The following is a 26,763-nucleotide window of genomic DNA, read 5'->3' as shown; positions in this document are numbered from 1 at the left end:
ATCTGCACGGGTGACTACCGACCTGACCCTGTTGCCGCGTGTCGCCTATCGCGGGCACGAGGTCACGGCGCCCCGGCTCCGTGGTCTCCTCGCGCTGCTCGCGGGCGACCTGCGTACGGGCTGCAGCACCGAGCGGCTGGTGGCAGGGCTGTGGCCGGAGGAGTTGCCGGAGCGGCCGGGAAGGGCCGTACAGGTACTCGTGTCCCGGGCGCGGGGGCAGTTGGGCGCCGATGTCATCGCGAGCACGCCGACCGGATACCGGCTCACCCTCGCCGAGGACCAGGTCGACGCCGCCGCCCTGCTGCTGCACGCCGCCGTCAGCGCCGACCGGGCCAGAGCCGGGGACTACGCGGGATCCCTCGCCGCGGCCGAGGCCGGGCTCGTGCTGTGGGAGGGCACTCCCGACGGGGCCGGGGGCACCGACGACCCCGTGACCGTGTTGCGCAACGAGCGCGCCCCCGTCCGCGGGACCCTCGTCCGCGCGCGGGCGCTCGCGCTCGCCCGCCTCGGACGGCACGCGGAGGCGGCCGGGCCGCTGGACATGGCCGCCTCGGAGAATCCGCGCGACGAGGAGGTGCTCGCCGAGCTGCTGCGCGGCGAGGCGGCGACAGCGGGCCCGTCCGCCGCGCTGGCGCGGTACGAGACGTACCGCCGTGAGCTGCGCGACGAGCTGGGTACGAATCCGGGCGCCGGACTCAAGGCCGTACAGCAGGAACTGCTGCGCGGCGAGGCACCGACGGTCAGACGCGGCGTGCCGCACGAGCCGAACCCGCTCCTCGGCCGGGACGAGGACATCGCCGCGCTCCAGGCGCTGTTGCGCACCTCCCGCGCCGTCACCGTCGTCGGCCCCGGCGGCCTCGGCAAGACCCGGATCGCGCACGCCGTCAGCCGCCGGGCCGAGCAGCGGGTGGTGTACTTCGTACAGCTCGCCGGCGTCACCGCGGACGCGGACGTGGCCGCGGAGGTGGCCTCCGCGCTCGGCACGGGCGAGGGCCGGCCCGGCGCCGGGAGCGGCCACGGCCCGGCCGCCCAGGTGTCCGGCATCCTCGGCGTGCTCGGCCCCGGGCCCGCACTGCTGGTCCTGGACAACTGCGAGCAGGTCGTACGGGGCGCCTCCGACCTCGTGCGCGCACTGGTCTCGTCCTCGAAGGACCTGCGGGTGCTCGCGACCAGCAGGGCCCCTCTCGGTCTCATGTCGGAGGCGGTGTACGCGCTGCCGGAACTCGGTCTCGACACCTCCGTCGAGCTGTTCACACAGCGGGCGCGGGCCGCCCGCCCCGGAGTTGAGCTGCCGCCTGACGTGGTGGCCGAGCTGTGCCGCCACCTCGACGGGCTGCCGCTCGCCGTGGAGCTGGCCGCGGCGCGGGTGCGGGTGCTCTCGGTGCCGGAGATAACCCGCCGCCTCGGCGACCGGTTCGCGCTGCTGCGCGGCGGGGCCCGGGACACACCGGAGCGCCATCGCACGCTGTACGCGGTCGTGGAGTGGAGCTGGAACCTCCTCGTGGAGGAAGCCAGGGCGGCGCTGCGGCTGCTGTCCGTCTTTCCCGGCGGTCTCTCGGGCGAGGCGGCGGAGCACGTCCTCGGCGCGGACGCACTGCTTCTGCTGGAGCAGTTGGCCGATCAGTCGCTGATCACCGTCGCCGACACCCCGGACGGCGTACGGTTCCGGATGCTGGAGACCGTACGGGAGTTCAGCGCGGCCCGGTGCACGGAGGCGGGCGAGGACGAGGAGGCCGTCGGCCGGTTCCTCACCTGGGCAAGGGACTTCGGGGTCACGTACCACGACTGGTTCTTCGGCTCGGAACCGCTCGCGGCCTGGGTGCGGATCAGGGCCGAGCAGGACAACCTCGTGCTGGCCCTGCGGCACGCCCTGGCCCGTACGGACGGCCCCACCCTCGCCGCCCTCACCGCCGTCCTCGCCTCTCTGTGGTCCACCGACTCCAACTTCCCCCGCCTCGCCGCCCTCGCCGCGGACACCGGCCCGCCGCTCTCGCACTACCACCCCGAGCCCGAATACGTCGAAGTCGCCCGTTCCGCCGCGGTGTTGTGCACGGCGAACCTGTTCATGGGCCAAGGCCCCCGCGCCATACGCCAGCTCGTCACCCTCCGGCGGCTGCCCCCGGCCCCGCCGGACACGCTGCTGCGCGCCAGCGCGGTGGTGCTGAGCGCGGTCCCCGAGATGCTGCCTCCCGACTACGAGGTGCTGCGAAGGCTCAGCGACAGCGAGCAGCCACTGGTCGCGGGCGTCACCGAGTCCATAGCCACCTACATCTGGGAGTACGAGCACGACATCGACCGCGCGCTCACCTCGGCCCGCCGGGCGGTCGCCGCACTGGCCGCCGTCGACAATCCGTCCATGCAACTCATGGGGCATGCCCGGCTGAGCGAGCTGTACGTGCGGACGGGGCAGGGCGAGGAGGCGTACGGGCATCTGAAGGCGGTGCTCAAGGTGCTGCCGCGGCTCAACGACGGCCAGGACTACATCTTCGTCCGCTGGCTCCTCGTCCTCGCCTGCCTGCAGCGCGCCGACCCGGACGAGGCCGAGTACTGGCTGCGGCAGGCCGAGAGCCACAACGCCTCGCAGCAGGTCGCCTTCTACAGTCCCGGCGTCGGCGGACGCGCCGAGATCGCGCTCTCCCGTGGACTGACCGAAGTCGGGCTCGGCCTGTGGCGCGGCGCCGTGGAGCGGCTGCCCGAAGCCGGCTCCACGCAGAGCGGTGACCTCTGGCTCGACCCGTGGGCGCTGCAGATCCAGTCGGCGGCGGTGACGGCGCACGCGCACGCCGGCCGTCTTGAACTGGTCGCGGAAACAGCCGAACGGCTGCGCGGGGGTCTGGGGACCCTGCTCGCCACTCCGGCCCACTCGTTCGTGGAACTCCCGGTGGTCGGGACGGTGCTGCACGCGCTGGGCATGGCGGGGCTCGCCGCAGGCGACACCGGTGGCGTACGGATGCTCGCGCTGGCAGAACGGCTGCGGGTGCTACGGGAGTTCCAGCCGACGATGTCGGCGGACCGTGCCCGGGAGGCGGCCGAGGACGCCGACGGGGCGGCGTACGCCGACGCGGTGTCGGAGTACGCCGCCCTGGTGCGGGACGAGTTGCGGGATGCTGCCCGCGCCGTCATGGCGGTTACTTCGGGTCGCGGTTGAACTGTGCCTTGGACCAGTAGTAGCCGAGGGCGGAGAGAGCCAGGCACCAGACGATCGCGATCCATCCGTCGTTCCCGATCTCGGTGCCGAGCAGCAGGCCGCGCAGGGTCTCGATGGTCGGCGTGAACGGCTGGTACTCGGCGATCGGCTGGAACCAGCCCGGCATGGTGTCGGCCGGGATGAAGGCGCTGGAGATGAGCGGCAGAAGGATCAGCGGCATGGCCATGTTGCCGGCCGCCTCGGCGTTCGGGCTGGCCAGGCCCATACCGACCGCGATCCAGGTGAGCGCCAGGGCGAAGAGTGCGAGCAGCCCGAACGCCGCCAGCCACTCCACGACCGTGGCGTCGGTGGACCGGAAGCCGATGGCCACGGCGACGGCGCCGACGAGGACCAGGCTGGCAAGCACCTGCAGGACGCTGCCGACGACGTGCCCGATGATCACGGAGCCGCGGTGGATGGCCATGGCGCGGAAGCGGGCGATGATGCCCTCGGTCATGTCGGTGGAGACGGACACGGCGGCCCCGATGACGGTGCTGCCGATGGTCATCAGCAGGATGCCCGGGACGACGTAGGCGATGTAGTCGGAGCGGTCGGCGCCGCCGCCGGCGATGCCGGCGCTCATCACGTCGCCGAAGATGTAGACGAAGAGCAGCAGCATCATGATCGGCGTGAGCAGCAGGTTCAGGGTGAGGGACGGGTAGCGCCGCGCGTGCAGGAGGTTGCGGCGGAGCATCGTGTTCGAGTCGCGGACGGCGAGAGAGAAGGCGCTCATCGGACGTTCTCCTTGGACTGGTTGGGCCGGCTCGGCCGGCTCGGCTGGTCGGGGACGGTGGCGGTGCCGGTCAGGGCGAAGAACACGTCGTCGAGGTCGGGCGTGTGCACGGTCAGTTCGTCCGCCTCGATCCCGGCGGAGTCGAGCCAGTCGAGGATGGAGCGCAGTTCGCGCTGGCTGCCGTCGCTGGGGATGGACAGTGACAGTGCCTCGTCGTCGCGGGTGGCCTCGCGCAGGGCTTCGGCCGCGCCCTGGTAGGCGGCCGGGTCGGTGAAGCGGAGCCGGACATGTCCGCCGGGGATGAGCCGCTTCAACTCGGCGGCGGTGCCCTCGGCGGCGATCTTGCCGTCGTTCAGTACGGCGATGCGGTCGGCGAGTTCGTCGGCCTCCTCCAGGTACTGGGTGGTGAGGAAGACGGTGACGCCGCCGGCGACCAGCCCGCGGATGATGTTCCACATGTTGTGGCGGCTGCGCGGGTCGAGGCCGGTGGTCGGCTCGTCGAGGAAGATGATCCGCGGGTCGCCCACCAACGTCATGGCAAGGTCCAGGCGGCGCTTCATACCGCCGGAGTAGGTGGACGCGGGCTTCTCGGCCGCCTCCGTCAGGTCGAACCGCTCCAGGAGCTCGGTGGCGGTGCGCCGGCCTTCGCCGCGGGAGAGGTGGTGCAGGTCGGCCATGAGGAGCATGTTCTCCTCGCCGGTGATCAGGTTGTCGACGGCGGAGAACTGTCCGGTGACGCCGATCGCGGCGCGTACGGCCTGCGGGTCGGCGGCGAGGTCGTGGCCGCCGACGTGCAGATCGCCGGCGTCGGGGGTGATGAGAGTGGAGAGGATCTTGACGGCGGTGGTCTTGCCGGCGCCGTTCGGGCCGAGCAGCGCGAAGACCGTGCCGGCCGGCACCGCGAGGTCGATGCCGTCGAGGACCGTCTTGTCCCCGTAAGCCTTGCGCAGCCCGTTGGCCGCGATGGCGAGTGGGTGTGAAGTCGTTGTCGTCATGCCGCAGAGACTGCGACAGGCCGCATTCAACGCTGTTTCAAGATGCTCTCAGCGCTCTGAAACAGGGGCTGGCACAAGTCGCCGTGGTGCGCCGACTCTCCGGAGGCTCGGCGTGCGGGGGCCGTTGGACAACGGCCGGGATTACGGAACTCCGGAGAGCCCGGATGGCCATGGCGGTGGCCATGGCGGTGGTGGCGTGCCACGCCCACCTGGGTCTGGCACGCCGCCCGCGCGACGTAGGCAGCCCGGTCGGCGCGGGTTTGTCCCGGTGCGACGACGGCCCTGGTGAACGCGCCAGTTGAGACACCGGCTGTCGGAGGCAGCGGATTGGATGGGGTGCATGACCTCATACGACGTGGCGCGCCGACTGCCTGCCATTGGTGACCTGCGGAGCCTGTCCCGTTCCTTGGCGGTGCTCGATGCGATCCTCAGCCCTGAGTGGGAGTACCGGTACTACTCCTTCAACTCCGCCTGGGCCGAGGGTGAGGAGATGGCCTCGATGCGTAACGGCTCGGGGGACGAGTACTCGATCGTCTTCTCGTCGGCAGGCGCCTACATGCGCGGTTTCGACCACGAGGCGCCGATGAGTCCGTACGCCAATGACGGTGACGTCTGGCCGGGCGTGATCGACGGTGTTCCCTCGGCCTTTCGCTCGTGTGTGGAGGAACCCGCCTTCACCGACGAAGACCATGTGCCGGTCGTGACGGCCTGCATATGGCGCGAGACGGCTGACACCCGGTGGAGACACGGAACGATTGACTTCCCGGCGGGCTACGACGACCCCGACGGCGCGAACCGGCTGTTCCACCTCCTCGCGGACCCTTCCCCCGAGGCGTACCAGCGATTCGCCGAGGACTACTACGAGGTCCCCGTGAACCTCGAAGCGGTGCGCCACGTATACGCGTTGCGACCGCTGACCCCCGCACTCGTCTCGTCGTTGAACGCGGCGACCGGCCTGTCGGACGTGGCTGAGGAAATCGGGGGGATCGGCTACCCCTTCCAGCCACGTCCAAGCGGGTGGACGCCTTGTCGCACGGGCACCGGAGCAGGTCGCTGAAGGACGCACCGCCGGCCGATCTCATCACGGCCGGCCGTACGCGTCGTGGTCTCGGGCGACGCGCTGCTCGCCCCCTCCCCGGGGCCGCGCCCCGCTCCACCCCCTACCGCGGTACGAGATCCACATTGGCTCCCGGGTATGACGCCCGGCGCGCGGCCGTCCCCGCACTCTGCGTTCCGTCAGCACGAGAAGAACGCGGAAGGGCAGGACATGAGGCCAGGCAGCGGTAAGCGACAGCAGACGGACGACCGGCCGGGGGCCCCGGCCGCCACACCCGGTCTCGCCGTCGAACTGCGCGGTGTCCGGCGGCAGTACGGCCGGGGCGCGCGTTCCGTGCAGGCGCTCGCGGGCGTCGACCTCGCCCTCCCGCGTGGCACGTTCACCGCGATCATGGGCCCGTCCGGGTCCGGCAAGTCCACCTTCCTGCAGTGCGCCGCCGGGCTCGACCGGCCGACGGAAGGATCCGTGCGCCTCGGCGGTACGGAGATCACCGACATGAAGGAGAACCAGCTCACCGAGCTGCGCCGCAGCCGCCTCGGCTTCGTCTTCCAGGCCTTCAACCTGCTGCCGTCGCTGACCGTGGAGCAGAACGTCCTGCTGCCCATGCGGCTCGCCGGGGAGCGCCAGGACCGCGGCCGGGCCGCCGCGGTGCTCGCGCAGGTCGGGCTCGCCGACAAGGCGCGGCGCCGGCCCGGCGAACTCTCCGGCGGCCAGCAGCAGCGCGTCGCCGTCGCCCGCGCCCTGGTCACCAGCCCCGACGTGGTGTTCGCTGACGAGCCCACCGGCGCCCTCGACACCGTGACCGCCGCCGAGGTCCTCGGCCTGCTCCGGCACGCGGTGGACACCCTCGGCGCCACGGTCGTCATGGTCACCCACGACCCGGCCGCGGCCACCTGGGCCGACCACGTGCTCTTCCTCGCCGACGGCGCCTTCGCGGGCGGACTCGAGCGCGGTTCGGCGGAGCAGATCGCGGCTCGGATGGCGGCGCTCACCGCCCGTACCTCCCACGCGGGCGCGATGGCGGGTGCGGCGGCATGAGGCTCCCCAACGGACTCGCGCGTTCGGCCGTCCGCTTCAAGCCCTCGTCCTTCGCGGGGACCTTCGTCGCGCTGATGATGTCGGCGCTGATCGTCACGGCCTGCGGCATCCTGCTTGAGACCGGTCTGCGCGCGTCGGTGCCGCCGGAGCGGTACGCGAAGGCGCCGGTGGTCGCGGCGGCGGACCAGTACGATTACGTCGTCACGGGCAGCGGCGAGGACCGCGAGAAGGAAGCGGTCCCGCTGCCGGACACGGCCCGTCTGGACGCCGGGCTGGCGGCGAAGGCCGCCGAGGCGCCGGGTGTGGCCACCGCCGTCGCGGACTTCACCTTCCCGGTGCGGCAGGGCGGCGAGGCGCTCACCGGCCACGGCTGGGGCTCGCACGCCTTCACCGGTACGGCGCTGACCACCGGCTCCGCGCCCCGCGACGGTGAGGTCGTGTTCGACGCGGCCACGGCCCGCGCGGCGAAGGCCGGCGTCGGCGACACCGTCGCGCTGGAGACCGCCTCCGGGCGGCAGGACTTCCGCGTCGCGGGCGTCGCCGAGGCCGGGCCCGCGGACACCACCCGCGACACCGGCACCACCCGCGATACCGACACCGGGGACGCCATCGCCTGGTTCGCCGACACCCAGGCCCCCACGCTCGCCGACCACCCCGGCAAGGCGGACGCCATCGCCGTGCTGGCGAAGGACGGCACCAAGGACGGCACCGACGCCGACGCTCTCGCCGACTCCGTGAAGAAGGCCCTGGCCGGCTCGGGCGCCGGTGTGCACACCGGCGACGACCGGGGCGCCGTCGAGGACCCGGGCCTCGCCTCCGCCAAGGTGACGCTCTTCGGAATCGGCGGCTCCTTCGGCGGCATCGCCGCCATCGTCGCGATCTTCACCGCGGCCGGGACCGTGGCCCTGTCGGTATCCCAGCGGGCCCGTGAGTTCGCGCTGCTGCGCGCCGTCGGCGCCACCCCCCGGCAGATCCGCCGCGCGGTCGCCTCCGAAGCACTGCTCATCGCGCCGCTCGCCGGGATCCTGGGCTGCCTGCCCGGCATCGGGCTCGCGCACTGGTGGTTCGGTCAGTTGCGGGACCGGGGCGCGATCCCGGAGGCGGTACAGGTGCATGTCTCCGGGATTCCCCTGCTCGGCGCCGTCGTCATCGGGCTGCTCACCGCGCTCGGCGCCGGCTGGACGGCCGGGCGCAGGCCCGCGAAGATCAAGCCGGGACAGGCGCTCAGCGAGGCGTCGGTGGAGCGGCTGCGGCCGGGCGTGATCCGTACGATGCTCGGCATCGCCGCCCTCGTCGGCGGCACGATCCTCACCGGTGTCTCGGCCGGCTCCACGGGGGACGACGCGGCCGGCGCCGCCCTCGGCGTCGTCATGCTCTTCATGCTCGCCGTCGCGCTGCTCGGCCCACTGGTGGCACGGCTGTGCGCGGGCCTCTTCGGCCTCCCGCTGCGCGGCGCCGGGGCGTCGGCGTCACTGGCCGCCGCCAACTCCCGTTCCAACGCCCGCCGGTTGGCCTCCGCGATCACTCCGATCGTGCTCGCCGTGGCCTTCGCGTCGACCCTCGTCTTCATGTACACGAGCGAGAGCCGCATCGCCGACAAGCAGTTGCGCGCGGGCATCACCGCCGACCACGTGGTCACGCACCCGGCCGGGCTCCCGGTGGACGCGGCGGCGAACGCCGCCCGCGCAGCGGGCGTGGACGCCGCCGTCGGCCTGCTGAACACACAGGTGCTGGTGCCGATCGGCTCCGGCGAGTTCACGTCGCTGCAGGGCGCTGCGACGCAGGGGGTCACCGGCTCCGGCGCGGAACTCGCGAAGGTGCAGGACCTGGACGTGAGCAAGGGCAGCCTCGACCGGCTCGGCGGGAACCGTATCGCCATCGACAAGAGCCTGGCGGCCTCGGCGGACGTCGGCGTGGGCGACCGGCTCCCGCTCCACCTGCCCGACGGCACCAAGGCCGACCCCGAGATCGTCGCGATCTACGGCCGCGGTCTCGGCCTGGCCACGGTGACCATGGACCGGGCGGCCCTGACGGGGCACGTCACCTCGGGTTTCGACAGCACGCTGCTCGTTCACGGCGGCTCGGAGAAGTCGCTCGCCGCCCTGGGACAGGTCACCGACGCCTCCGGCTACGCCACCGAGAAGAGCCTCGACGCGAAGCTGGGCGCCTGGCTGAACAACACCATGGCCGCGGTTCTCGGCGGCTTCGCGGCCGTCGCCGCCGTCAACACTTTGGTGATGACGGTCCTCGACCGCCGCCGCGAGCTGGGCACGCTGCGCCTCGTCGGCTCCACCCGGCGCCAGGTGCTGACGATGCTCCACTGGGAGGGCCTGCTGATCGCGGCCGTGGGCGTGGTCCTCGGCTCCGCGATCGCCGCGGCCACGCTGATCCCGATGATGCGCGGTACGACCGGCGAACTGCCGTACGTACCACCGCTGTTGTACGGATCCCTCGTAGCCGCCGCCGGCGGTCTGACCCTGCTCGCGATCACGCTGCCGGCGCGGGCGGTACTGCGCCGCTGGTCGTAGCGCGTTCGTACGGAGCGGCTACTGCGCACCGCGTCGGGCGGCCGCGTGCGTACTTCCGCGTAAGGCTGCAGCGCCAGGCGTACGACCAACCCCTCCCTCACTTACTCGCCTTACTCATTCACTCGTCCGGCAATGACGGAAGGGACGCTCATGCCCACAACTCTGGCCCCCTCGGTGCGCATCGGAAAGGCCGCTGTCGGGGCTCTCGGCATGCTGGCGGTCGCCACCGGTGCCCTGGAGTCGGTGGTGACTCCGACGCTCCCGCTCCTGCAAAGGGAGTTGGACATGAGTCCGGCCGAAGGGGCGCTGCTCAGCATCGTGCTCCTCATCACCGGCGCGCTCATCACGCCGGTCGCGGGCAAGTTCGGCGACCGGTACGGCGGGAAACGGGTCCTGGTCCGGCTGATGGCGGTGGTCTCCGTCGGGGGTCTGGTGTCCGCCCTGGCGCCGAACCTGCCCGTGCTGCTGCTCGGCCAGGTACTGCAGGGAGCGATGGTGGGCGCGCTGCCCCTGTCGTTCATCCTCGTACGCGAACACCTCCCCGCCGGAGAGTCGAAGGTGGCCATCGGGGTGGTCAGCGGGCTCTTCGTGGGGGGCGGGATGGCGGGCACGCTGGCCGCCGGGCCCGTCGCCGAAGGGCTGTCCCGGCACTGGATGTTCGCGCTGCCGACGTTCGCGGTCATCGGGTCCACGCTGCTGGTGAACAGGCTCATGCCGGAGGATCCGCCGGGCAGGTCCGACGACGAAGGCGGGATCGACTGGGCCGGCCTGCTTCTCCTGAGCGGGACGCTGGTCACGCTCATGCTCGTACTCGCGCTGGCACCCGACATCGCCTCGCGACCACTCGTACTCGTCGCCCTCGTCCTCCTTCTGGCCGCCTTCGTGAGCGGATGGGTGGCCGTCGAGCGACGTGCGGCGGCGCCGATGGTCGACCTGCGCATGCTGGCACTGCCCGCCGTGTGGAAGTCGTGCGTACTGACGTTCCTGATATGCGTCGGTACCTCGGCGGCGGTCTATCTCGTACCGCAGTTGTTCGCGGTGTCCGAGGACGCGTACGGCTTCGGGGCCGACGCCACCGCGATCGGCTTCTTCCTGCTGCCCGGCGCCGTGGCCGCGACGCTGGCCGGACCGCTCGGCGGGATCGGGGCGCGGCGGTTCGGCTCACGTGCCGTGGTCGCCACCGGCGTCGTCCTGATGGCCTTCGGCCTGCTCGCCCTGGCAGCCGTACACACCGAGGTCTGGCACCTCGTCGTCGGCAAGGCGCTGATCGGGCTCGCCAACGGCCTGTGCGTCACGGCGCTGGTGACCACCACCGCCACGTCCGTCGATCAGAGCGACACCGGCATCGCCACCAGCCTGGTCCTGGTGACTCGCGTGATCGGGTTCGCCGTGGGTGTGCAGCTCAGTGGGGCGCTCCTCACCGCCGCGACCCCGTCCGGGGCGGACATCCCGGCCGAATCGGCCTTCGTCACCGGCTTCGTCATCGCCGGCGCCCTCACGGCGCTGTCCCTGCTTGTCGTCCGCACCATGAACAACCGCACCACGAACAGCCGCACCACGAACATCCGCACCACGAACAGAGGAGTCGAGGAATGACCCGCACCGATCAGCCGACGGGCATCCGTACTACGCCGAGGCGCAAGGTCCTGATCTCCGGGGCCGGCATCGCGGGTCCGGCTCTCGCCTACTGGCTGAACCGCTACGGATACGAGGTCACGGTCGTCGAGAAAGCAGCCACACCACGGAGCGGCGGCTACCCCATCGACATACGTGGCACCGCACTGGAGGTCGTCCGCAGGATGGGAATCCTGCCCCAACTGCGGGACGTACACATCGACCTGCGCCGGTTGACCTTCCTCGACGGGGACGGCGGCACGGTGGCCTCCATCCACCCCCACACCGTCACCGGCGGTGTCGCGGGACGCGATCTCGAAGTGCGCCGCGGGGATCTGACCGAAGCTCTGTACACGGCGGTCCGTGACGACGTGGAGTTCCTCTTCAACGACTCCGTCGCCGCCCTCCACGAGACCACCAATGGCGTCGACATCACCTTCCACGGGGGCGGCGGCCGCACCTTCGACATGGTCTTCGGAGCGGACGGTCTGCACTCCCACACCCGGGAGATCCTGTTCGGCCCCGAGGAACCGTTCCACCGCTACCTCGGGTACCGCTTCGCCATCTTCACCATGCCCAACACCTTCGGGCTCTCCCACGAGACGGTCATGTGGAACACCCCGGGCAGGGCGGCGGCTCTCTACGCCGTGGGGGACGACGACGCTGTCCACGCCTTCCTGAACTTCGCCCGGCCGGAACCGCCGTTCGACGCGTTCCGGAACCCGGAGGCCCAACGGGACCTGGTCGCCGAGGTCTTCACCGACGCGCAGTGGGAAGTCCCCCGCATGCTGGCCGCGATGCGCGACGCGGACGACGTGTTCTACGACGGGGTCAGCCAGATCCGCATGCCCCGCTGGTCCAGCGGCCGGGTCGCGCTGGTGGGCGACGCCGCGTACGCCCCCTCGTTCCTCACCGGCCAGGGCACCAGCCTCGCGCTGGTCGGCGCGTACATGCTCGCCGCCTCCCTGCCCGACCGGGACCACACCGCGGGCTTCGCCGCCTACGAACACGACACCCGCGAGTTCGTGACCCTGAACCAGGACCTGGTCGGCGAGGGCGGCGCCACCCTCTTCCCGACCACGGCCGAGGCCCTGGACCAGCGCAACGAAAAGCTCCGCAACCTCCGCACCATCCCCACGCCGCCGGGCCGCCCGGCCCACTCGGCCCTCACCCTGCCGCAACTGACGCCGAGTTGAGCAGCGGGACAGATCGACCCGAGATGGCGCCGTCGGCACCGCACTGCCCCCGCACCCCACTGCCCCCGCACCGCACCGCCCCGCACCGCGCGAGGCGTCATCCCGGCGCAGGTCGCTTCAGGGCTTTCTGGCAACCGCCCCGTACATGGCGATGTCGCGGCCGTCGATGCCGGCCTGTTCAGGGCCGGGGTGCCAGGTGTGCACCTGGGTGACTCCTGGCTCCTGTAGTTCCAGTCCCTCGAAGAACGACGTGGCGGTGGGGAGATCGCGTAGCGCCATGGGCATGTTCTGCTGCCGGTATTCCTCTGCCACCCGGTTGACCTCCTCGGGTGCGAAGTCGGCGGTGCCGATGGTCATCGCCAGATAGCTGCCGGACGGCAGCGGTTCCAGCAGCCGCTTGACCAGGCGCCGGTCGTCCGGAGGCATGATGAAGTGCAGGATGCCGATCAGCATCAGGCCGACGGGCCGGTTCAGATCGATGAGGTCACGGAACTCGGGGCTGTCCAGAATGGTGTCGGGGTCGTGCATGTCGGCGTCCACGTACGCGGTCGCCCCTTCGGCCGAGCTCTGCAGCAGCGCGCGGGCGTGGGCGAGGACGACGGGGTCGTTGTCGACGTAGACCACATGTGATTCCGGCGCGACCTCCTGCACGATCTCATGCAGGTTGGGCGAGGTCGGCAGACCGGTCCCGACGTCGAGGAACTGGCGGATGCCGCGCTCCTCGGCGAGGAAGCGGCCGGCGCGGTGCATGAATCGGCGGTTCTCCATCATGTGGACGGGCAGGGCGGGCCAGTGCCGGCACATGGCGTCACCCGCTTCGACATCAACGGGATAGTGATCCTTGCCGCCCAGAATGTAGTCGTACACCCGGGCGGAGTGGGCGCGCGAGGTGGCAAGTCCGCTCTGTCGGTCGTGCGGAGCATTCATACGGCGCCTCTTTCGGTCAAGGACGGCTCGTCAACGGTATGAACGTGGTGTTCCGGCCGCAAGCCAAACAGCGGGAACAACGGGTACAGCGGGAACAGCGGGATGAGGACGCGTTCGGCGAGCCGGCCAGGCCGACCGGCCGCTCTGCGTATCCCTGTATCCCTGGAACCGGAGGCAAGGCCCTCGGTAGGGCGGGGTATCACCGCTCCCTCCGGGCTTGCAGAGCGATGACGGCGATGTCGTCCCAGCGGTTCTGGACGGGCGGCAGGAGCCCTCGGATCAGGGTCAGCTGGGATACCCCCTTTCGGACCAGTGCGTCGGTCTGCTCACGCAGGCGCCGGAGACCGTCACCGATGTCCGTGCCCGGCACTTCCACGAGTCCGTCGGTGTAGAGCACCAGGGTGTCGCCCTCCCGGATGACCGCGTGGAGGTCGGTACGGGGGAGGGCCTCGCCGACGCAGAGCGGCGGGTCCGCGGCCGTGAGGTCGTGCAGGTACCGCGATGGCGCGTCGGCCGGGATCAGCAGGGGCGGAGGGTGGCCGGCGTTGGACAGAGCGATGTGCCAGGCATCGTCCGCCTGCCGGTGCAGGACCGCGTGCACCGCCGTGACCATCGACGGGCTGTCGAGCGCCTGCACGATGCGGTCGAGTCGGCTCAAGGTGGCCGCCGGGCTGGCGGCCGGGCCGCTGTCGTAGGCGAGCCCCCTCAGCATGCTGTTGACACGCCCCATCGCGGTGGCCGCGTCCAAGTCGTGACCCGCGATGTCGCCGATGGACAGGGCGAGTGAGTCGGCCGAGAGCCGGACGGCGTCGTACCAGTCCCCGCCGACCTCGGCGGCCGAGTCGGCCGGATGGTAGAGCGCCGTGATGACGAGACCTTCGACGGACGGCGGGACGGCCAGGAAGGACTGCTGCAGTACGAGGGCCATGTCGCGGATGCTCTGCAGTTCCATCGTCCGGCGCAGGGGTCCGCTCATCTGCTGGAAGACATCCTGCAGCAGGTAGAGGTCGGCCTCGTCCGAGGGCGGGTTGCCCCGGCAGGTCGCTGTGGTCGCCAGCGCGACAGTCCGGCCGTCCACCACGACGGGCAGCAGCGCCACGCTTGTCGCGTCAGCCTCCCGCAGCCACCGGACGGAGACCTTGGAAAGACTGTCTTCGGGCGGCCCTCCAGGCGGGAAGGTCAGCAGCCCTGCCTCCTGACTCTCGATGGCCTTTCGCACGGCCGGCCCCAGCAGGAAGTCCTTGTCCAACGGATGCATGGGAGGCAGCCCGGGGGCAAGCCCCACCCGCTCTGCCGTCGCCGCGGCCGGTACGCCCTCGGAAGTCCGAAACGCAGCTTCGGCGTCGCCCCGTACCTGGAAGACGGCGACGGCGTCGGCAAGTTCAGGCACGACGGCCGCCGCGGTGGTCAGAAAGGCCTCGGACAGGTTGTGCGCGGCCGGTACCGGTGCCATACGAGCCAGCAGCTTCTCCCGCATGCGGGCGCGCCAGTGGGCCTCGGCGTCGGCGGCGGTACCGACCCACTCCACTCCCCCGGCCCGGTCCAGGACAGGTGTGGCGATGATCTTGATGTGACGGAAACGGTCGGGGGCGTCCTCAAGCCGTACTCGTACGATCGTGTCGAGGGGGGACCGCTGCTGAGTGGCCTTGCGCCACGCCCGCTGGAACCAGTCCCGGTCCTTCGGATGCACCGCGTCCATCCATGAGCTCTCACCGTCGGGGTGCCACAGCCTCTCCGGCATCCCGCTGCCCATCAACAGAGTGACGACCCCGTCGGGCGACATCGTCCAGACCGACTGCGGTACGGCGCCCAGGAGCGCTTCGTACCGTCTGAGGAGAGATCCTTCATTCACCGCCCCCTCCCCGCTGCCGGGCCGACGACCGCACGGAGCCGCCATGATCGGCGGCTCCTTCGGCCCGGACCCGCCGGACAGGACCCGGCACCGACACGGCTGCCCCCCGTCACCGCCTCGTGACAGCCCTGCAGGCCCGGCTCCGCACCGAACACCAGCGGATCATCGCCTCTCATGCTTCGATCATCCCCCGCATGCGGGACAACAGCACGCCCTGGCCCCTCGCTCACATGGCCATGCCTTCGTGGCCAGGCGCGGCCCTCCGGTGCCCTGGTGCCCCGGATGCGACCGGGCAGATCGAACTCGGGTCTGTCGCAATCACAGAGCCGCCCTGCGCCGCGAGACGCTCACGAAGCGCCGCGGTCACCTGTACCGGACCACGAGGGATACGGGGTGCGGGGAGAGCCGGCCGCCGGAGGGGGAGTGACACCGCCCGTCACCGGCTCCGTGACCTGCACGGATGGCTCGGCCGCGAAGCCCAGACGGCCCCGGGTGACGGCCAGCACGATGAGCGCCGCCGTGACGGCGGCCATCAGGAACGCCTGGGAACCCTGCTTGTCCGTCAGCGTCGGGAACATGTCGGCCCAGGCCATGGAGAAGAAGTTGTTGACGCTGGTGTGCAGCAGCATGACCAGCGGCATGCTCTCGCCCGAGCGGTTGAACACCCACGTCATGACGGCGCTGAAGGCGAGCGCGGTGACCATGAACTCCACCACGCTCATCGGGTCGTGCCGCCCGCCGCCCCAGTCGGTCAGGAACAGCGGCAGGTGCCACGCGCCCCACAGGACGCCGACGACGAGGGTCGCGACCAGCGGGCCGTAGCGGTTCTGCATCCGGGGCATGGCGAACTCGCGCCAGCCGGGCTCCTCTGCGAGGCCGGTCGTGATCATCTGGACCAGCAGGCCGGGCAGGTACATGGCGAACACCATGGCGCCGGGGAGTACGGGTGCGGTGTCCGTCAGCGCGGCGGAGGCGAGGGTCAGCGCGGCGGGGACCGAGACCATCACCAGCAGATACCACTGCCAGCCGACCCGGAGCTTGGTCATCCGGGCCCGCCAGTTCCGCAGCCCCTGACGGCCCTCGGTCAGGGAGGTGATCAGCAGGGCCGAGCAGATCGGGCCGAGGTACGCGCCCGGCAGGACGCCCAGGATCTGGCCCGAGCCGCCGGAGCCGAAGTCGTGGTGCCAGACACCCAGCCCGTTCTCCGACAGGATGTACGGCGCCCAGGCCAGCCAGCTCAGTGCGTACGCGAGGATGAAGAACCAGGTCAGCGGGGCGCGTTGGAAGGCGCCTCGGATGCCTGAGGTGGTCTGGACGGTCACCGCGTGTCCTCTCGGATGGGGCTGGTGTGGTGCGTCCAGCACACCAGCCCCGGGGCCGCGGATCATTCCCGTCGGCACCCTGAAAGGGGGTACAGCAGGCTGTACTCAGACCGGGCTCCGGGTGTCCTGGCGGGAGCGCGTGAACAGCCGCGCGAGGACCTTGCACGGACACGCTGGAGCATCCCGGATGCCGAGGGGCTCACCGGCCTTCAGCGCGTGGCGATCCCCGGGGCGGGTGCCCGGCCGGGCCGCGGGACGGTCGGGCCGCGGGACGGTCGGGCCGAGGCCCGCGCTGGTAAGGTTGGGTCACGCTTGCAGAGAGCCTGGGCCCGTGCCGGACAAGGCACGGGCCCAGGTCCGTTCAGGGCGCCGAGACGAGGAACCCCCAATGAAGGCGAAGCAGTCGGCCTCCGGTCGCTCCGGACCAGGCAGGTCCGACCAGGGGAGGGCCCCGCGGGGCGAGCTCTCGGTGCCGGGGACACCGGTGCCCGGCCTCCCGCCGGCCGGCTCCTTCGCGGAGCTGGAACTGCCGGTCGAGCTGATGGGGGTGCTGGCGGGGCTCGGGATACGGGAGCCGTTCCCGATCCAGGCGGCCACCCTGCCGAGCGCGCTGGCCGGCCGGGATGTCCTCGGCCGCGCGCGGACCGGCTCGGGGAAGACCCTCGCCTTCGGGCTCGCGCTCCTCGCACGTACGGCGGGGCGGCGCGCCGAACCGAAGCACCCTCTCGCGCTGGTCCTGGTGCCGACGAGGGAACTCGCGCAGCAGGTGAGCGAGGCGCTGGCTCCCTTCGCGGAGGCCCTCGGGCTGCGCTCGGCGACTGTGGTCGGCGGGCTGGCGATCAACCGGCAGGTGGCGGCGCTCCGGGCGGGTGTCGAGGTCCTGGTGGCGACGCCGGGACGGCTGGCCGATCTCGTCGCCCGGCGGGACTGTCACCTGGACCGGGTGCGGATCGCGGTGCTGGACGAGGCGGACCAGATGTGCGACATGGGTTTCCTGCCGCAGGTCACGGAGACCCTGGACCGGACGCCCCCCGGCGGGCAGCGGATGCTGTTCTCCGCGACGCTCGACCGCAACGTCGATCAACTGGTCAGGCAGTATCTGAGTGACCCGGTGTTCGCCGCGGTCGACCGGGCGGAGGGCTCGGTCGCGACGATGGAGCACCACGTACTGAACGTCCATCCCGCCGACAAGTACGTGACAGCCACCGAGATCGCGGCTCGGGACGGGCGGGTGCTGATGTTCCTGGACACCAAGCACGGTGTGGACCAGTTCACCCGCCACTTGCGGAGCAGCGGCATACGGGCGGGTGCTCTGCACAGCGGGAAGTCACAGCCGCAGCGCACGCACACGCTGGCCCAGTTCAAGGACGGGGAGATCACGGTGCTGGTGGCCACCAACGTCGCTGCCCGTGGCATCGACGTCGAGCACCTGGACCTCGTCGTCAACGTGGATCCGCCCTCCGATCCCAAGGACTACCTCCACCGCGGCGGACGCACCGCGCGTGCCGGGGAGTCCGGCAGCGTGGTCACGCTGGTCACGCCCGGCCAGCGCCGGGACGTGAACCGGATGATGTCGGATGCCGGGATCCGGCCCACGGTCGCGCAGGTTCGCTCCGGCGAGGAGAGGCTGACCAGCATCACAGGCGCGAAGCGCCCGCCGGTGCAGGACGGGGCGAAGACCGGCAACGCGGCGTTCCGGGGTCTGGGTACCCGCGCGGGCCGCCCGCCGAAGGAATCCCGCAAGGCCGCGGAGGCGCGCACGATGGCGGAGGCCCGCAAGGCGGCCCGAGCGCGCAGGGCGCACTGACGGGCGGTACGGCCGTCGCGGTCGGGAGACACGTCGGGAGACACAAGGAGGCACCCGCTGCCTCGCATCGAGTGGAGCGTCAAGGAGTGCCGATGGCGAGCAGGGTCCAACGCCCCCATGAGGAAGCCGAGTTCGAGTTCATCCTGGCGAGGGCGGACGTGCCGGTGCTCGCGTACTTCCACGGGGTGTGGCCCAAGGCCGCGGCAGCCTGCAAGGAAATGGATGCCCTGGTGCGGGAGGTGGCCGACGTCTACCAGGGCCGACTGATCGTCGTGCGGGCCGACATCGCAAGGTGCCCCGGCCCCGTACGGCGTTACGGCGTCACCGGCGCGCCCTCCTTCGTGCTGATCCACCGGGGCGAGGCGATGGCGGCGGCCGGGAGCGGTCCGATGTCGAGGGCAGCGCTCGGGGAGTTCCTGGACGCCCACCTGTGAGCAGGCCGCACACCGGCCGGCGAGCACTCGACGCTGGAGCGGCAGAAGGAGGTCGCGGCCGCACTCGACGCCCGCGTGCGCGCGGAGCGGCATGACGTGGCCGACGGCGAGGCAGGTGGTGCGGAAGTGGTGCGCCGGGCCTGACGCTGGATTGACCGATCGTTCTGGACTGACGTGACGTGACGTGGCGTCAGCTCACGAACCGGCGAATCGCCACGTAGAGTGCTCGGTTCTGTCCGCTCGGCGGCGGGGTTGGAGCGACCCCAGAATAGCTTCCCAGCAGCGGTGTTGGGTGCATGCGGATGCTTGTGCCGCGATCAACAGTCGCGACGTTCAGTGATTTCGGAACGGCCGAAGGTATGGCGCACGTCACACGGAGTTGACCGCTGTTCTCGGCACTTACCGGCACGTTGTGGCACAAGGTTCCCTCAGTCGTCTCCGCCAGTTGCCGGTGCCCGCCCCACGATGTCGGACAGGGGTCCTCGGTAGGTGGTGCCGAGCTTGTTGACCACGCCCACCGTGGGGCCTGGGCCGTTCTTGAGGCGGCTCACGTAGTTCTCGGGCAGCAGTACGCGGTCGCCGACTTCGAGCGGGTCGTTCCCGCGCCGGCGGAATCCGTACCCACCGACCTCGACAGCCTGGCAGCCGTTGACCTCGTACGCGCGCTGCGCCCCGATCTCCGGCGTAGCAGTCCCCTCGGTTGTTCCTACTGTGTGGCGTCGCAGGTCTCGCAGCGGCTTACGGCCGCCCGCTGGGTGTTGCCCTGCGTGGCACAGGGCTCGTAGGAGGGCGAGAGACGGCGCCATGCTCCCGGTGAAGGGGTGAGCACCCAGCCGTAAACGGGTGGCCGGATGTCGGTCGGGACGATGTGCGTACAGCCGGGAAGGTGGGCCTTGCCACTGGCGTGGATGATGATCGCGGCCGCCGGCCACTCGTCCCATTCGCCGGTGGACGCACTGCTGCGAGTCGCGCGCGGAGCGCAGTCCGCGCAGTTGTGCATCTCATGGCGTTCGCAGTACCGCATCGTCCTCACCCTGCTCGGTCCGGCAATACAGACTAGGGCGCTTGGCCAATCGCCGAGGCGTTAAGCCGGAATTGCTACGCCCGGCCCCTTGTGTTCGCCTTGTGCTTCGCCCGTCACGGCCCGTCAGGCTGGTGCCGGTGCGAGTCACCAGGGTCCGGCGGCCGCCCGCAGGGTGAGCCCGACGCCGACGAGCAGGACGAGGGTGGAGGTCGCCACCGGGCCCCAACGGGCCAGTTTCCGCAGCCCCTTCCACCGGGTGGCGGCAGCGGCGCGCGTGCTGCGCTCGACGCGGTCGCGCAGGCGGACCAGGAGGAGTCCGGCCAGGGTGAGCGTGCCGGCCATGCCGAGCCCGTAGCCGAGGACGAGCAGCACGCCGAAGGCGGTACGGCCCAGGGCGACGGCGCCGAGGAGGACGACGAGGGCCGAGGGGCTGGGGACGAGGCCGCCGGCGATGCCCATGCCGATGAGTCCACCACGGGTCGCGGTGGCGGGGTGGGAGTGGTCGTGGCCGTGCTCGTGGGCGTCGTGAGCGGGGTGGGTGTGGGTGTGCGGTTCGGTCTGGACGGGGCTGAGTACGGCGACGGTGGACGAACCGTCACCGTGCGGATGGGGATGGGGATGGGGATGCGGGTGATCGTGACCGTGCTCCCCGTGAGCGTGCTCGTGAGGCCCATGCCCGTGATGGTGGTGGTGGCCGTGCGTGGGCCGGCCCTGTACGGCGGAGCGCAGCAGCCACAGCCCGATCCCCGTGACCAGCAGTCCGCTGGCCAGCCCGAGCCACGTGAGCACGGTCTCCCCGGCGAGTGTCGTGGCCACCGGCAACAGCAGCCCGAGGGCGAGCACCCCGGCGGTATGGGTGAGGGTGACGGTCGCGCCGACGGTCACCGCGTCGCGCGGGGTACCGCGCCGGCCCGCCAGGTAGGCGGCCATGATGGTCTTGCCGTGGCCGGGCATGGCCGCGTGCGAGGCGCCGAGCACCACGGCGAGCAGCAGGGCCAACAGCCCGACCGGGACGGTGAGTTCGCGCGTACCGACGAGTGAGTCGAAGACGCCGGACACCTTGTCCAGCGCGGCCGTGACGGGACCGGGGACCCAGTTCGCGCCGGGCAGCGCGGCGGCCCCCGTCGCACCCCCGCCCGACCCGCCCGGTTCCGTGCGCAGGGTGGCGGACCGTTGGTCGAGCGGGGACGCCAGCGGGTCGGTCGGATACCGGCGCAGTTCGTCGGTGGCGGACTCGGCCGGCACGTCGCTGGTCTTCAGCGTGACGCCGCTGCCCCGCGCGGTGATCTCCTGCCAGCCGATCCGGCGGCTGTCGTAGGCGGTGCGTACGGTGACGTCCGCCGGTCGTCGCAGATCCGTCGGCGCGGTGAGCGCGCACCGGAGCCGGCTCGTAGGGAGCCCGGCCTCGCCGGGGCGATACGTGAAGCCGCTGTCCCGGACGGTGAATACGAGCGCCGTACCGCCGTTCTTGACGCGCAGTCCGTCGGCGGCGGTCGCACAGGCCGTACGGGCGTAGTCCCGCGCCTCGTCGGTGTTCACTGCGCCGCTGCCGTCGCGGTCGACGCCCGGCAGCTCTTGGGCGGCGGCGATCTCGGCGCGGTCGACGACGAGGAGGGCGTCGACGCGGTCGGTGTGGAGCGTGAGACCGGTGTGGTGGTTGACCGTGAAGTTGCCCAGTGGATGCGCGGAGGCGGCGGGCGCGGTGGCGCCCCCGGCGACGGCCGTGGCGGTCAGCAGGAGCCCGACGGCGAGCGTGCGGCGCGACGTGAGATTCATGAGGCACCGTCGATTCGGTCCAGGCTTCGGTCCAGGATTCGGTCGAGGGCGGTCCGGGCGCGCGGTGCGTGCAGCGGGTGGAAGCGCGGGTCGACGGACAGGGCCCGTTCGAGGTCCTTCCGTGCCGCCGACGCGTCGCCGAGCGCGTCGTGGATCATCGCGCGGTGGTAGCGGTAGAGCGCGCTGCGCGTCCCGAGGGACAGCGCGCGGTCGGCGTACGCCAGGGCTTCGGCGTCCCGCCCCGCGCGGTGCAACGCCCAGGCGTAGGCGTCCTGTACGGCGATGAACGGCCGCGTCTCGACGGCGGTGCGCCCCATCGTGACGGCCCGCTTCGCGTCGCCGTGATCGGCCTCGAAGAGGATCGCGTCCGTGTCGGCCGGGGCACCGGAGGCCCGGCGTACCTGCTCCTGGGCTCGCAGGATGCCGTACTGCGTACGGGCCTCCGCGTCCCGTCCGAGGGACTGCTGGAGTTCGCCGAGGCCGAGGACGTACTGCGGCAGCGGGACGATCGCGACGGCGGCCGTGTAGTCGGCGACAGCCTGCCGGTCGTGGCCGAGCGCGGCGTGCGCGCGGGCGCGCGCCTCCAGCAGCGGCGCGTCGTCCTTCGCACCGCGAAGACCGGCCGACGCCTCCCGCAGCGCGGTCGCGGCGTCGCCCGACTCCTGCGCGAGCGTGGCGAGATGGACCCGGGCGAAAGCCTGGTCGGACGGCGAGGCCGCGTCGTCCAGCGCGCGCTTCATGAGCGCGCGGGCGCGCGGGATGTCGCCGCGCAGCTCCCAGGTGTAGGAGGCGCGGGCGAGCGAGGAGGTGTCGGGGCGCAGGTCGGTCATGCGCTGTACGGCGCGGTACGACTCCTCGTACCGCCCGAGCTGTGTGTACGCGTCGGCGAGTACCCCCTGCGCGGCGGCGTTCGACGGGTTGTTCGTGGCGGCCTTGCGGCCCCAGGTCAGCGCGGTGGCGAAGTCGTGGCGGGCGGCGGCGAGCGCGCCCATGCCGGTCTCGGCCTGGTAGTTGTCACGCGGCTGGACCTTCAGGGACCTGCGGAGTGCGGACTCGGCCTTGGCGTAGAGGGCGGGGTCGGCGGTGGTACGCCCCTGCTGGACGTACGCCATGCCGAGTGCCGCCCAGCCGACGGGGTTCTCCGGCAGTCTGCGCAGGTCTGCTTGCAGCGCGTCGATCGATCCGCGCGGTGAACTTGCCCCGGGCCGCTCGTCCTTGGAGGTGGCGGGGTCCTGGTTCAGCGGCGAAAGACCGACCGTTCCGGCGATGAACAGCGCGGCGCCCAGGGCCACGGTGACGGCGGCGGCGCGCAGCCTTCTGCGGCCGGGGGGAGAGGAGTTGGGGTCGGTGGCCTGATCCGGGGCCGGGTCGGGGGTGCCGGTCTGCTGGGGCACGGTCCTCCTCGCGGAGCGCGTACAGATGTGGGGGTGGGGTCCTGTGTCTGTGCGTGCGCGGTGTCGCGCATGGCGGCCGGGCGGGGGCGGGGCCCCCCGTCCGGCCAGAGGCGGACCGGTGGTCGGCCGGTCGTCCTTCGGTCAGTCGGTGCTTCGGTGCTTCGGTGCATCACCGCGGCGCCGCGGCGTACGGGCGCGACGTCGTGGTGTCGGTTCAGCTGTTCGCTCAGGCGGTGCTGGTGTTCCTGCGGCGCCACAGGCGGAAGCCGCCGGTGCCGAGCAGCAGGGCGCCCACGCCGCCGATGGCTACGGCGTTCGTGGGGTCGAGGGCGGTGGACGCCTGATCGGCGTCGGCCGCGCGGTTCTTGGCGCCCGACTTCGTGCCCGACTTCGTGCCCGACTTCGTGGTGCTGGGGAGCGCCAGGTACGGGAAGGTCTTCCCGAAGCCGACGTCGTTGGTGTCGACCTTGTCGCCCGCGGCCAGCGCGGGAACGAGCTTGCCGGTCTGCGCGGCGCCCTCGACGGCCTGGAGCGAGATGTCGATCGCGTCGTCGGCGAGCCGGCGTCCGTTGGGGAAGCCGGCCAGGTCACCGGCGAGCACGCCGAGCCGCTGCGGCTTGTTGGCAGGCTTGACGCCCATGTTGAGCCGCAGTTCCTCGGCCGGGAAGATCTGGCCGGGGTCGGCGTCCTTGTTGAGCCGGTGCGCGTTCAGGTCGGCCTTGATCGGCCCGCACGCCTTGCAGATACCGGTCAGGTAGATCTCGGCGAGGTCGTCGCGGGGCGTCTTGGGTGCGGGGATCCCGTACACCTGCTGGATCAGCTTCGGCAGGATCGGGTCGTAGACCTTGTCCACCACGGGCTGCACCGTGCGGTCCTGGTCCGGCGAGATCGAGTTGAAGGCGTCCTTGTACTTGAGCGGTACGACGACCTCGTTGACCAGCGGGTTGCCGAGACGCGAGACCTGCCGGAGGCTGTCGCGCGTCTTCTTCCGGTCCCCCATGACGTCCGCGCCCTCGCGGTCCGTGGTGGACCACACGCCGACGACCGGGTTACGGGCGGCGTCGCCGCGCAGGGCCAGGAACTTCTTGGGCACCTGGAGGGCGACCGAGTTGACGTTGTAGCCGGCGAGGGTGTCCTGGCCGCGCTCGCTGAGGTCGCCGCCGTACAGCAGGTCGAAGACCCGCAGATCGGCGAAGAACGGGTCCTCGGCCTGGCCCGCGAACGCCTTCGCGCCGCCGGGAACCTGCCGGACGGCCTGGCCGCGCAGAGCGCCGTAGTTGGGCATCGACGCCTTGCCGACGCGCGACGGCGCGACAGGGGCGTTCCGCAGCAGCGTGCGAGTGCTGCCGCCCTCGGTGACCGTCAGGTCGTACGTCTGACGGAAGTTGAGGTTCGGGTCGTCGATCTTGCGGACCGGACCGGTGTTGTACAGGAACTGGTTCTCGGCGTCCCGTACCTCGTTGCGGAAGCGCCAGGTGTACGTGACGTCGGCGACGCCGTCACCGGTGTTGTCGATCTTGACGTTGTAGCGGGCGTCGTCCGCGAACGCGTAGAAGTTCGGGCCGCCGTTGGGCTCCTCGAACGGGATCCAGTTCGCGACCAGGGTCACGGTGTCGGAGCGGTCCGGGCTCGTGAACGCGTACACGTCCGTGTTGTCGGCCCGCGGATCACCGGCGGTCATCGGGGCCTCGCGGTGACTGGACGCGGCGCTGATGCCGGGCGCGAGGCTGAGCACGGCCAGCCCGGTGGCGAGCGCGCCGGCGCCGAGCACGACCAGGGACTGATCGAGCGTGCGCCGCGAACGCGGCCGTGCGGAAGTGGTCTTCAAAGGTGTTCCTCTCGTCTGCGAACCCGCCTCCGGGCGTGGGGCGGGGCCGCACGACAGGAGGCGGGAGTCAGCTGGCTGGTGTGATCGCCCGACCCGGCGTCCGGGACGCCGGTACGCGTCCGGACGGCTGCCACGAAGACACGGGGTCCGGGCGCCTTCGCCGATCGGGGAGCACTGCGCACCGGGAGTCCGGCACGCAGAAGGCAGACAAGCATGAGGAACAGGAAGTAATTGCCCATTTCGCCGGGCCCCGCGCCTCAGGCGCGCGGAGGACCGACACGAAACCCCAGGTGACGCGCCATTGAGGGCAGGTCGAACCGGGGCGCGGAACGCGGCACGACACGAGAAGGCCCGTTAGCCCGATCGATGGCCCGCGGCCCCAGGCCGAGCCCGGCAACAAGAAAGGCCCCGGTCGCCGACCAAGGCCTTCGTCGTGGAGCGGGTGACGAGAATCGAACTCGCGCTCTGAGCTTGGGAAGCTCATGTTCTACCATTAAACTACACCCGCGCGGAGCGCCCGTGATCACCGGCGCTTCCGTGGACACTCTACCCCATTGTCGACTCTCGGTGCTCGACGCGGCTGTCGGTCCCGGCAGTTGGGGCGTAGCGTGCGTCGTCGGAGTGCCGCTTGGATGGCTGTCCCGTTGATCCCCTAATGTGTGGGCTCGTCCGCGTTTTTGGGGAAGGGACCTGATGGACTTGATGGAGCGCACCGTCGTCCGCTGTGCCGAAGGGCATGTTTTCAGTACTGCGTCGTTCCCGATGCAGCAGCTTGACGCCGGGCGGCTCGGGCCCGGGCGGCTTATTCGGTGTCCGCGTTGTGCTCGGTTGCGGCATGCCGTGCCCGTGGAGGTCGGGCGGCGCTGACGTAGGTGGTCGGTAGGGGCGCGCGGGTTGCCCGAGTTGGGGTGGGCCCGCGCGTTCTGCGTATCCTCGGGGCGTGCTTCTCTCTGACAAGGACATCCGGGCCGAGATCGATTCCGGGCGCGTGCGTATCGACCCTTACGACGAATCGATGGTGCAGCCGTCGAGCATCGACGTGCGGCTCGACCGGTTCTTCCGCGTGTTCGAGAACCACCGCTATCCACACATCGACCCCGCCGTCGAGCAGACCGATCTGACGCGGAAGGTCGAGCCGGCCGGGGACGAGGCGTTCATCCTGCACCCGGGGGAGTTCGTGCTCGCCTCGTCGTACGAGGTCATCTCGCTGCCCGACGACATCGCCTCCCGGCTGGAGGGGAAGTCGAGTCTCGGGCGTCTCGGGCTCGTCACGCACTCCACCGCCGGGTTCATCGACCCCGGCTTCTCCGGGCACGTGACCCTGGAGCTGTCGAATCTCGCGACGCTGCCCATCAAGCTCTGGCCGGGCATGAAGATCGGGCAGTTGTGTCTGTTCCGGCTCAGCTCGCCGGCGGAGTTCCCGTACGGCTCCGAGCGCTACGGGTCGCGTTACCAGGGGCAGCGCGGGCCCACCGCCTCCCGGTCGTTCCTCAACTTCCACCGGACGCAGGTGTGAAGGACGTGGACGACATACGGGAGAACCTGACGTACGAGCGCTTCGGCGTCGCCGTACGGGAGTTGGCGCAGGCCGTGGCCGACGACGGGTACGAGCCCGATGTCGTCCTGAGCATCGCCCGCGGCGGGGTGTTCGTCGCCGGCGGGCTCGCCTACGCCCTCGACTGCAAGAACATCCATCTGGTGAATGTGGAGTTCTACACGGGAGTTGGTACGACTCTCGCGATGCCGGTCATGCTGGCGCCGGTGCCGAACGTGGTCGACTTCTCCAACAAGAGGATCCTCATCGCCGACGACGTCGCCGACACCGGGCGCACCCTCAAACTCGTCCACGATTTCTGTCTCGATCACGTCGCCGAGGTCCGCAGCGCCGTCATCTACGAGAAGACGCACTCGCTGGTGAAATGCGAGTACGTCTGGAAGCGCACCGACGAGTGGATCAACTTCCCCTGGAGCGTCGAGGCTCCCGTCGTGCGGCGCACCGGGCAGATACTCGATTCGTAAGGCCTGAGAGACCCCCAGGGCCCCGCCGTCTC

19 protein-coding genes and 1 tRNA gene are annotated in these 26,763 nt (G+C 71.2%); 10 read left to right on the top strand and 10 right to left on the bottom strand.

The window, feature by feature from the left end; all coding sequences use genetic code 11:
- Window positions 1-10 precede the first annotated feature (10 nt).
- Window positions 11-3,148 (top strand): ATP-binding protein, encoded by a 3,138-nt coding sequence (locus tag ACFT9I_RS14860; RefSeq protein ID WP_382564214.1) that lies wholly within the window; start codon window positions 11-13, stop codon window positions 3,146-3,148.
- Here ACFT9I_RS14860 and ACFT9I_RS14855 read toward each other — a convergent pair.
- Together ACFT9I_RS14855 and ACFT9I_RS14850 are read right to left on the bottom strand one after the other, a co-directional pair.
- On the bottom strand, window positions 3,129-3,920 hold the full coding sequence (locus ACFT9I_RS14855; protein WP_382564212.1) for an ABC transporter permease: 792 nt from the start codon (window positions 3,918-3,920) through the stop codon (window positions 3,129-3,131). The two genes, ACFT9I_RS14860 and ACFT9I_RS14855, sit on opposite strands and share 20 nt — an antisense overlap.
- Entirely contained in the window at window positions 3,917-4,915 is a 999-nt protein-coding gene (locus ACFT9I_RS14850; protein WP_382564209.1) for an ATP-binding cassette domain-containing protein, read from the bottom strand. Before ACFT9I_RS14850 ends, ACFT9I_RS14855 begins: the two co-directional genes overlap by 4 nt.
- A gap of 340 nt (window positions 4,916-5,255) precedes the next feature.
- Here ACFT9I_RS14850 and ACFT9I_RS14845 point away from each other — a divergent pair, with 340 nt between their 5' ends.
- From ACFT9I_RS14845 to ACFT9I_RS14825, 5 genes are all read left to right on the top strand, one after another.
- Window positions 5,256-5,972, top strand: coding sequence for a hypothetical protein (locus tag ACFT9I_RS14845; RefSeq protein WP_382564208.1), 717 nt, complete (start codon window positions 5,256-5,258; stop codon window positions 5,970-5,972).
- Between the two features lie 210 nt (window positions 5,973-6,182).
- Window positions 6,183-7,010, top strand: a complete 828-nt coding sequence (locus tag ACFT9I_RS14840; RefSeq protein WP_382564207.1) for an ABC transporter ATP-binding protein — start codon at window positions 6,183-6,185, stop codon at window positions 7,008-7,010.
- A complete protein-coding gene (locus ACFT9I_RS14835; protein WP_382564205.1) occupies window positions 7,007-9,538 on the top strand; it encodes an FtsX-like permease family protein in 2,532 nt (843 codons plus the stop codon). Before ACFT9I_RS14840 ends, ACFT9I_RS14835 begins: the two co-directional genes overlap by 4 nt.
- A 150-nt stretch (window positions 9,539-9,688) precedes the next feature.
- On the top strand, window positions 9,689-11,134 hold the full coding sequence (locus ACFT9I_RS14830; RefSeq protein WP_382564204.1) for an MFS transporter: 1,446 nt from the start codon (window positions 9,689-9,691) through the stop codon (window positions 11,132-11,134).
- A complete protein-coding gene (locus tag ACFT9I_RS14825) occupies window positions 11,131-12,348 on the top strand; it encodes an FAD-dependent monooxygenase (RefSeq protein ID WP_382564202.1) in 1,218 nt (405 codons plus the stop codon). Before ACFT9I_RS14830 ends, ACFT9I_RS14825 begins: the two co-directional genes overlap by 4 nt.
- Before the next feature lie 117 nt (window positions 12,349-12,465).
- Here ACFT9I_RS14825 and ACFT9I_RS14820 read toward each other — a convergent pair whose 3' ends face one another.
- The 3 genes from ACFT9I_RS14820 to ACFT9I_RS14810 all read right to left on the bottom strand — a co-directional run bounded on the left by ACFT9I_RS14820 (window position 12,466) and on the right by ACFT9I_RS14810 (window position 16,449).
- Window positions 12,466-13,275, bottom strand: a complete 810-nt coding sequence (locus ACFT9I_RS14820; protein ID WP_382564200.1) for an SAM-dependent methyltransferase — start codon at window positions 13,273-13,275, stop codon at window positions 12,466-12,468.
- 199 nt (window positions 13,276-13,474) lie between these two features.
- Window positions 13,475-15,127: a SpoIIE family protein phosphatase gene (locus ACFT9I_RS14815; protein ID WP_382564198.1), complete on the bottom strand. Its 1,653-nt coding sequence runs from the start codon at window positions 15,125-15,127 to the stop codon at window positions 13,475-13,477.
- A gap of 347 nt (window positions 15,128-15,474) precedes the next feature.
- Window positions 15,475-16,449 carry a CPBP family intramembrane glutamic endopeptidase gene (locus ACFT9I_RS14810; protein WP_382564196.1) on the bottom strand — a complete coding sequence of 325 codons (975 nt, stop codon included), beginning with the start codon at window positions 16,447-16,449 and terminating at the stop codon, window positions 15,475-15,477.
- 388 nt (window positions 16,450-16,837) lie between these two features.
- Here ACFT9I_RS14810 and ACFT9I_RS14805 point away from each other — a divergent pair, with 388 nt between their 5' ends.
- Entirely contained in the window at window positions 16,838-18,256 is a 1,419-nt protein-coding gene (locus ACFT9I_RS14805) for a DEAD/DEAH box helicase (protein ID WP_382564194.1), read from the top strand.
- A 92-nt stretch (window positions 18,257-18,348) separates the two neighbouring features.
- Window positions 18,349-18,690, top strand: a complete 342-nt coding sequence (locus tag ACFT9I_RS14800) for a thioredoxin family protein (protein ID WP_382564192.1) — start codon at window positions 18,349-18,351, stop codon at window positions 18,688-18,690.
- 428 nt (window positions 18,691-19,118) lie between these two features.
- Here ACFT9I_RS14800 and ACFT9I_RS14795 read toward each other — a convergent pair whose 3' ends face one another.
- From ACFT9I_RS14795 to ACFT9I_RS14775, 5 genes are all read right to left on the bottom strand, one after another.
- On the bottom strand, window positions 19,119-19,496 hold the full coding sequence (locus tag ACFT9I_RS14795; protein ID WP_382564191.1) for a hypothetical protein: 378 nt from the start codon (window positions 19,494-19,496) through the stop codon (window positions 19,119-19,121).
- Window positions 19,497-19,858: 362 nt separating this feature from the next.
- Complete coding sequence (locus ACFT9I_RS14790) at window positions 19,859-21,490, bottom strand: nickel/cobalt transporter (RefSeq protein WP_382564189.1); 1,632 nt, start codon at window positions 21,488-21,490, stop codon at window positions 19,859-19,861.
- Window positions 21,487-22,884: a tetratricopeptide repeat protein gene (locus ACFT9I_RS14785; RefSeq protein WP_382564187.1), complete on the bottom strand. Its 1,398-nt coding sequence runs from the start codon at window positions 22,882-22,884 to the stop codon at window positions 21,487-21,489. The genes ACFT9I_RS14790 and ACFT9I_RS14785 overlap by 4 nt, the downstream gene beginning before the upstream one ends.
- A 226-nt stretch (window positions 22,885-23,110) precedes the next feature.
- Window positions 23,111-24,712 carry a DUF4331 domain-containing protein gene (locus tag ACFT9I_RS14780; protein WP_382564186.1) on the bottom strand — a complete coding sequence of 534 codons (1,602 nt, stop codon included), beginning with the start codon at window positions 24,710-24,712 and terminating at the stop codon, window positions 23,111-23,113.
- Window positions 24,713-25,146: 434 nt separating this feature from the next.
- A tRNA-Gly gene (locus ACFT9I_RS14775) sits at window positions 25,147-25,220 on the bottom strand.
- Window positions 25,221-25,652: 432 nt separating this feature from the next.
- On the opposite strand from ACFT9I_RS14775, the gene dcd reads away from it, so the two are divergent.
- Both dcd and ACFT9I_RS14765 read left to right on the top strand, forming a co-directional pair.
- Window positions 25,653-26,228, top strand: coding sequence for a dCTP deaminase (dcd, locus tag ACFT9I_RS14770; RefSeq protein WP_356587497.1), 576 nt, complete (start codon window positions 25,653-25,655; stop codon window positions 26,226-26,228).
- 5 nt (window positions 26,229-26,233) lie between these two features.
- Window positions 26,234-26,731, top strand: a complete 498-nt coding sequence (locus ACFT9I_RS14765; RefSeq protein ID WP_382564185.1) for a phosphoribosyltransferase — start codon at window positions 26,234-26,236, stop codon at window positions 26,729-26,731.
- Window positions 26,732-26,763 lie beyond the last annotated feature (32 nt).

The organism is Streptomyces sp. NPDC057137 (assembly GCF_042670825.1).
GTDB lineage: Bacteria > Actinomycetota > Actinomycetes > Streptomycetales > Streptomycetaceae > Streptomyces.
The sequence above is the reverse complement of the archived record's forward strand: the minus strand, read 5'-3'. Positions and strand labels throughout refer to the sequence as shown.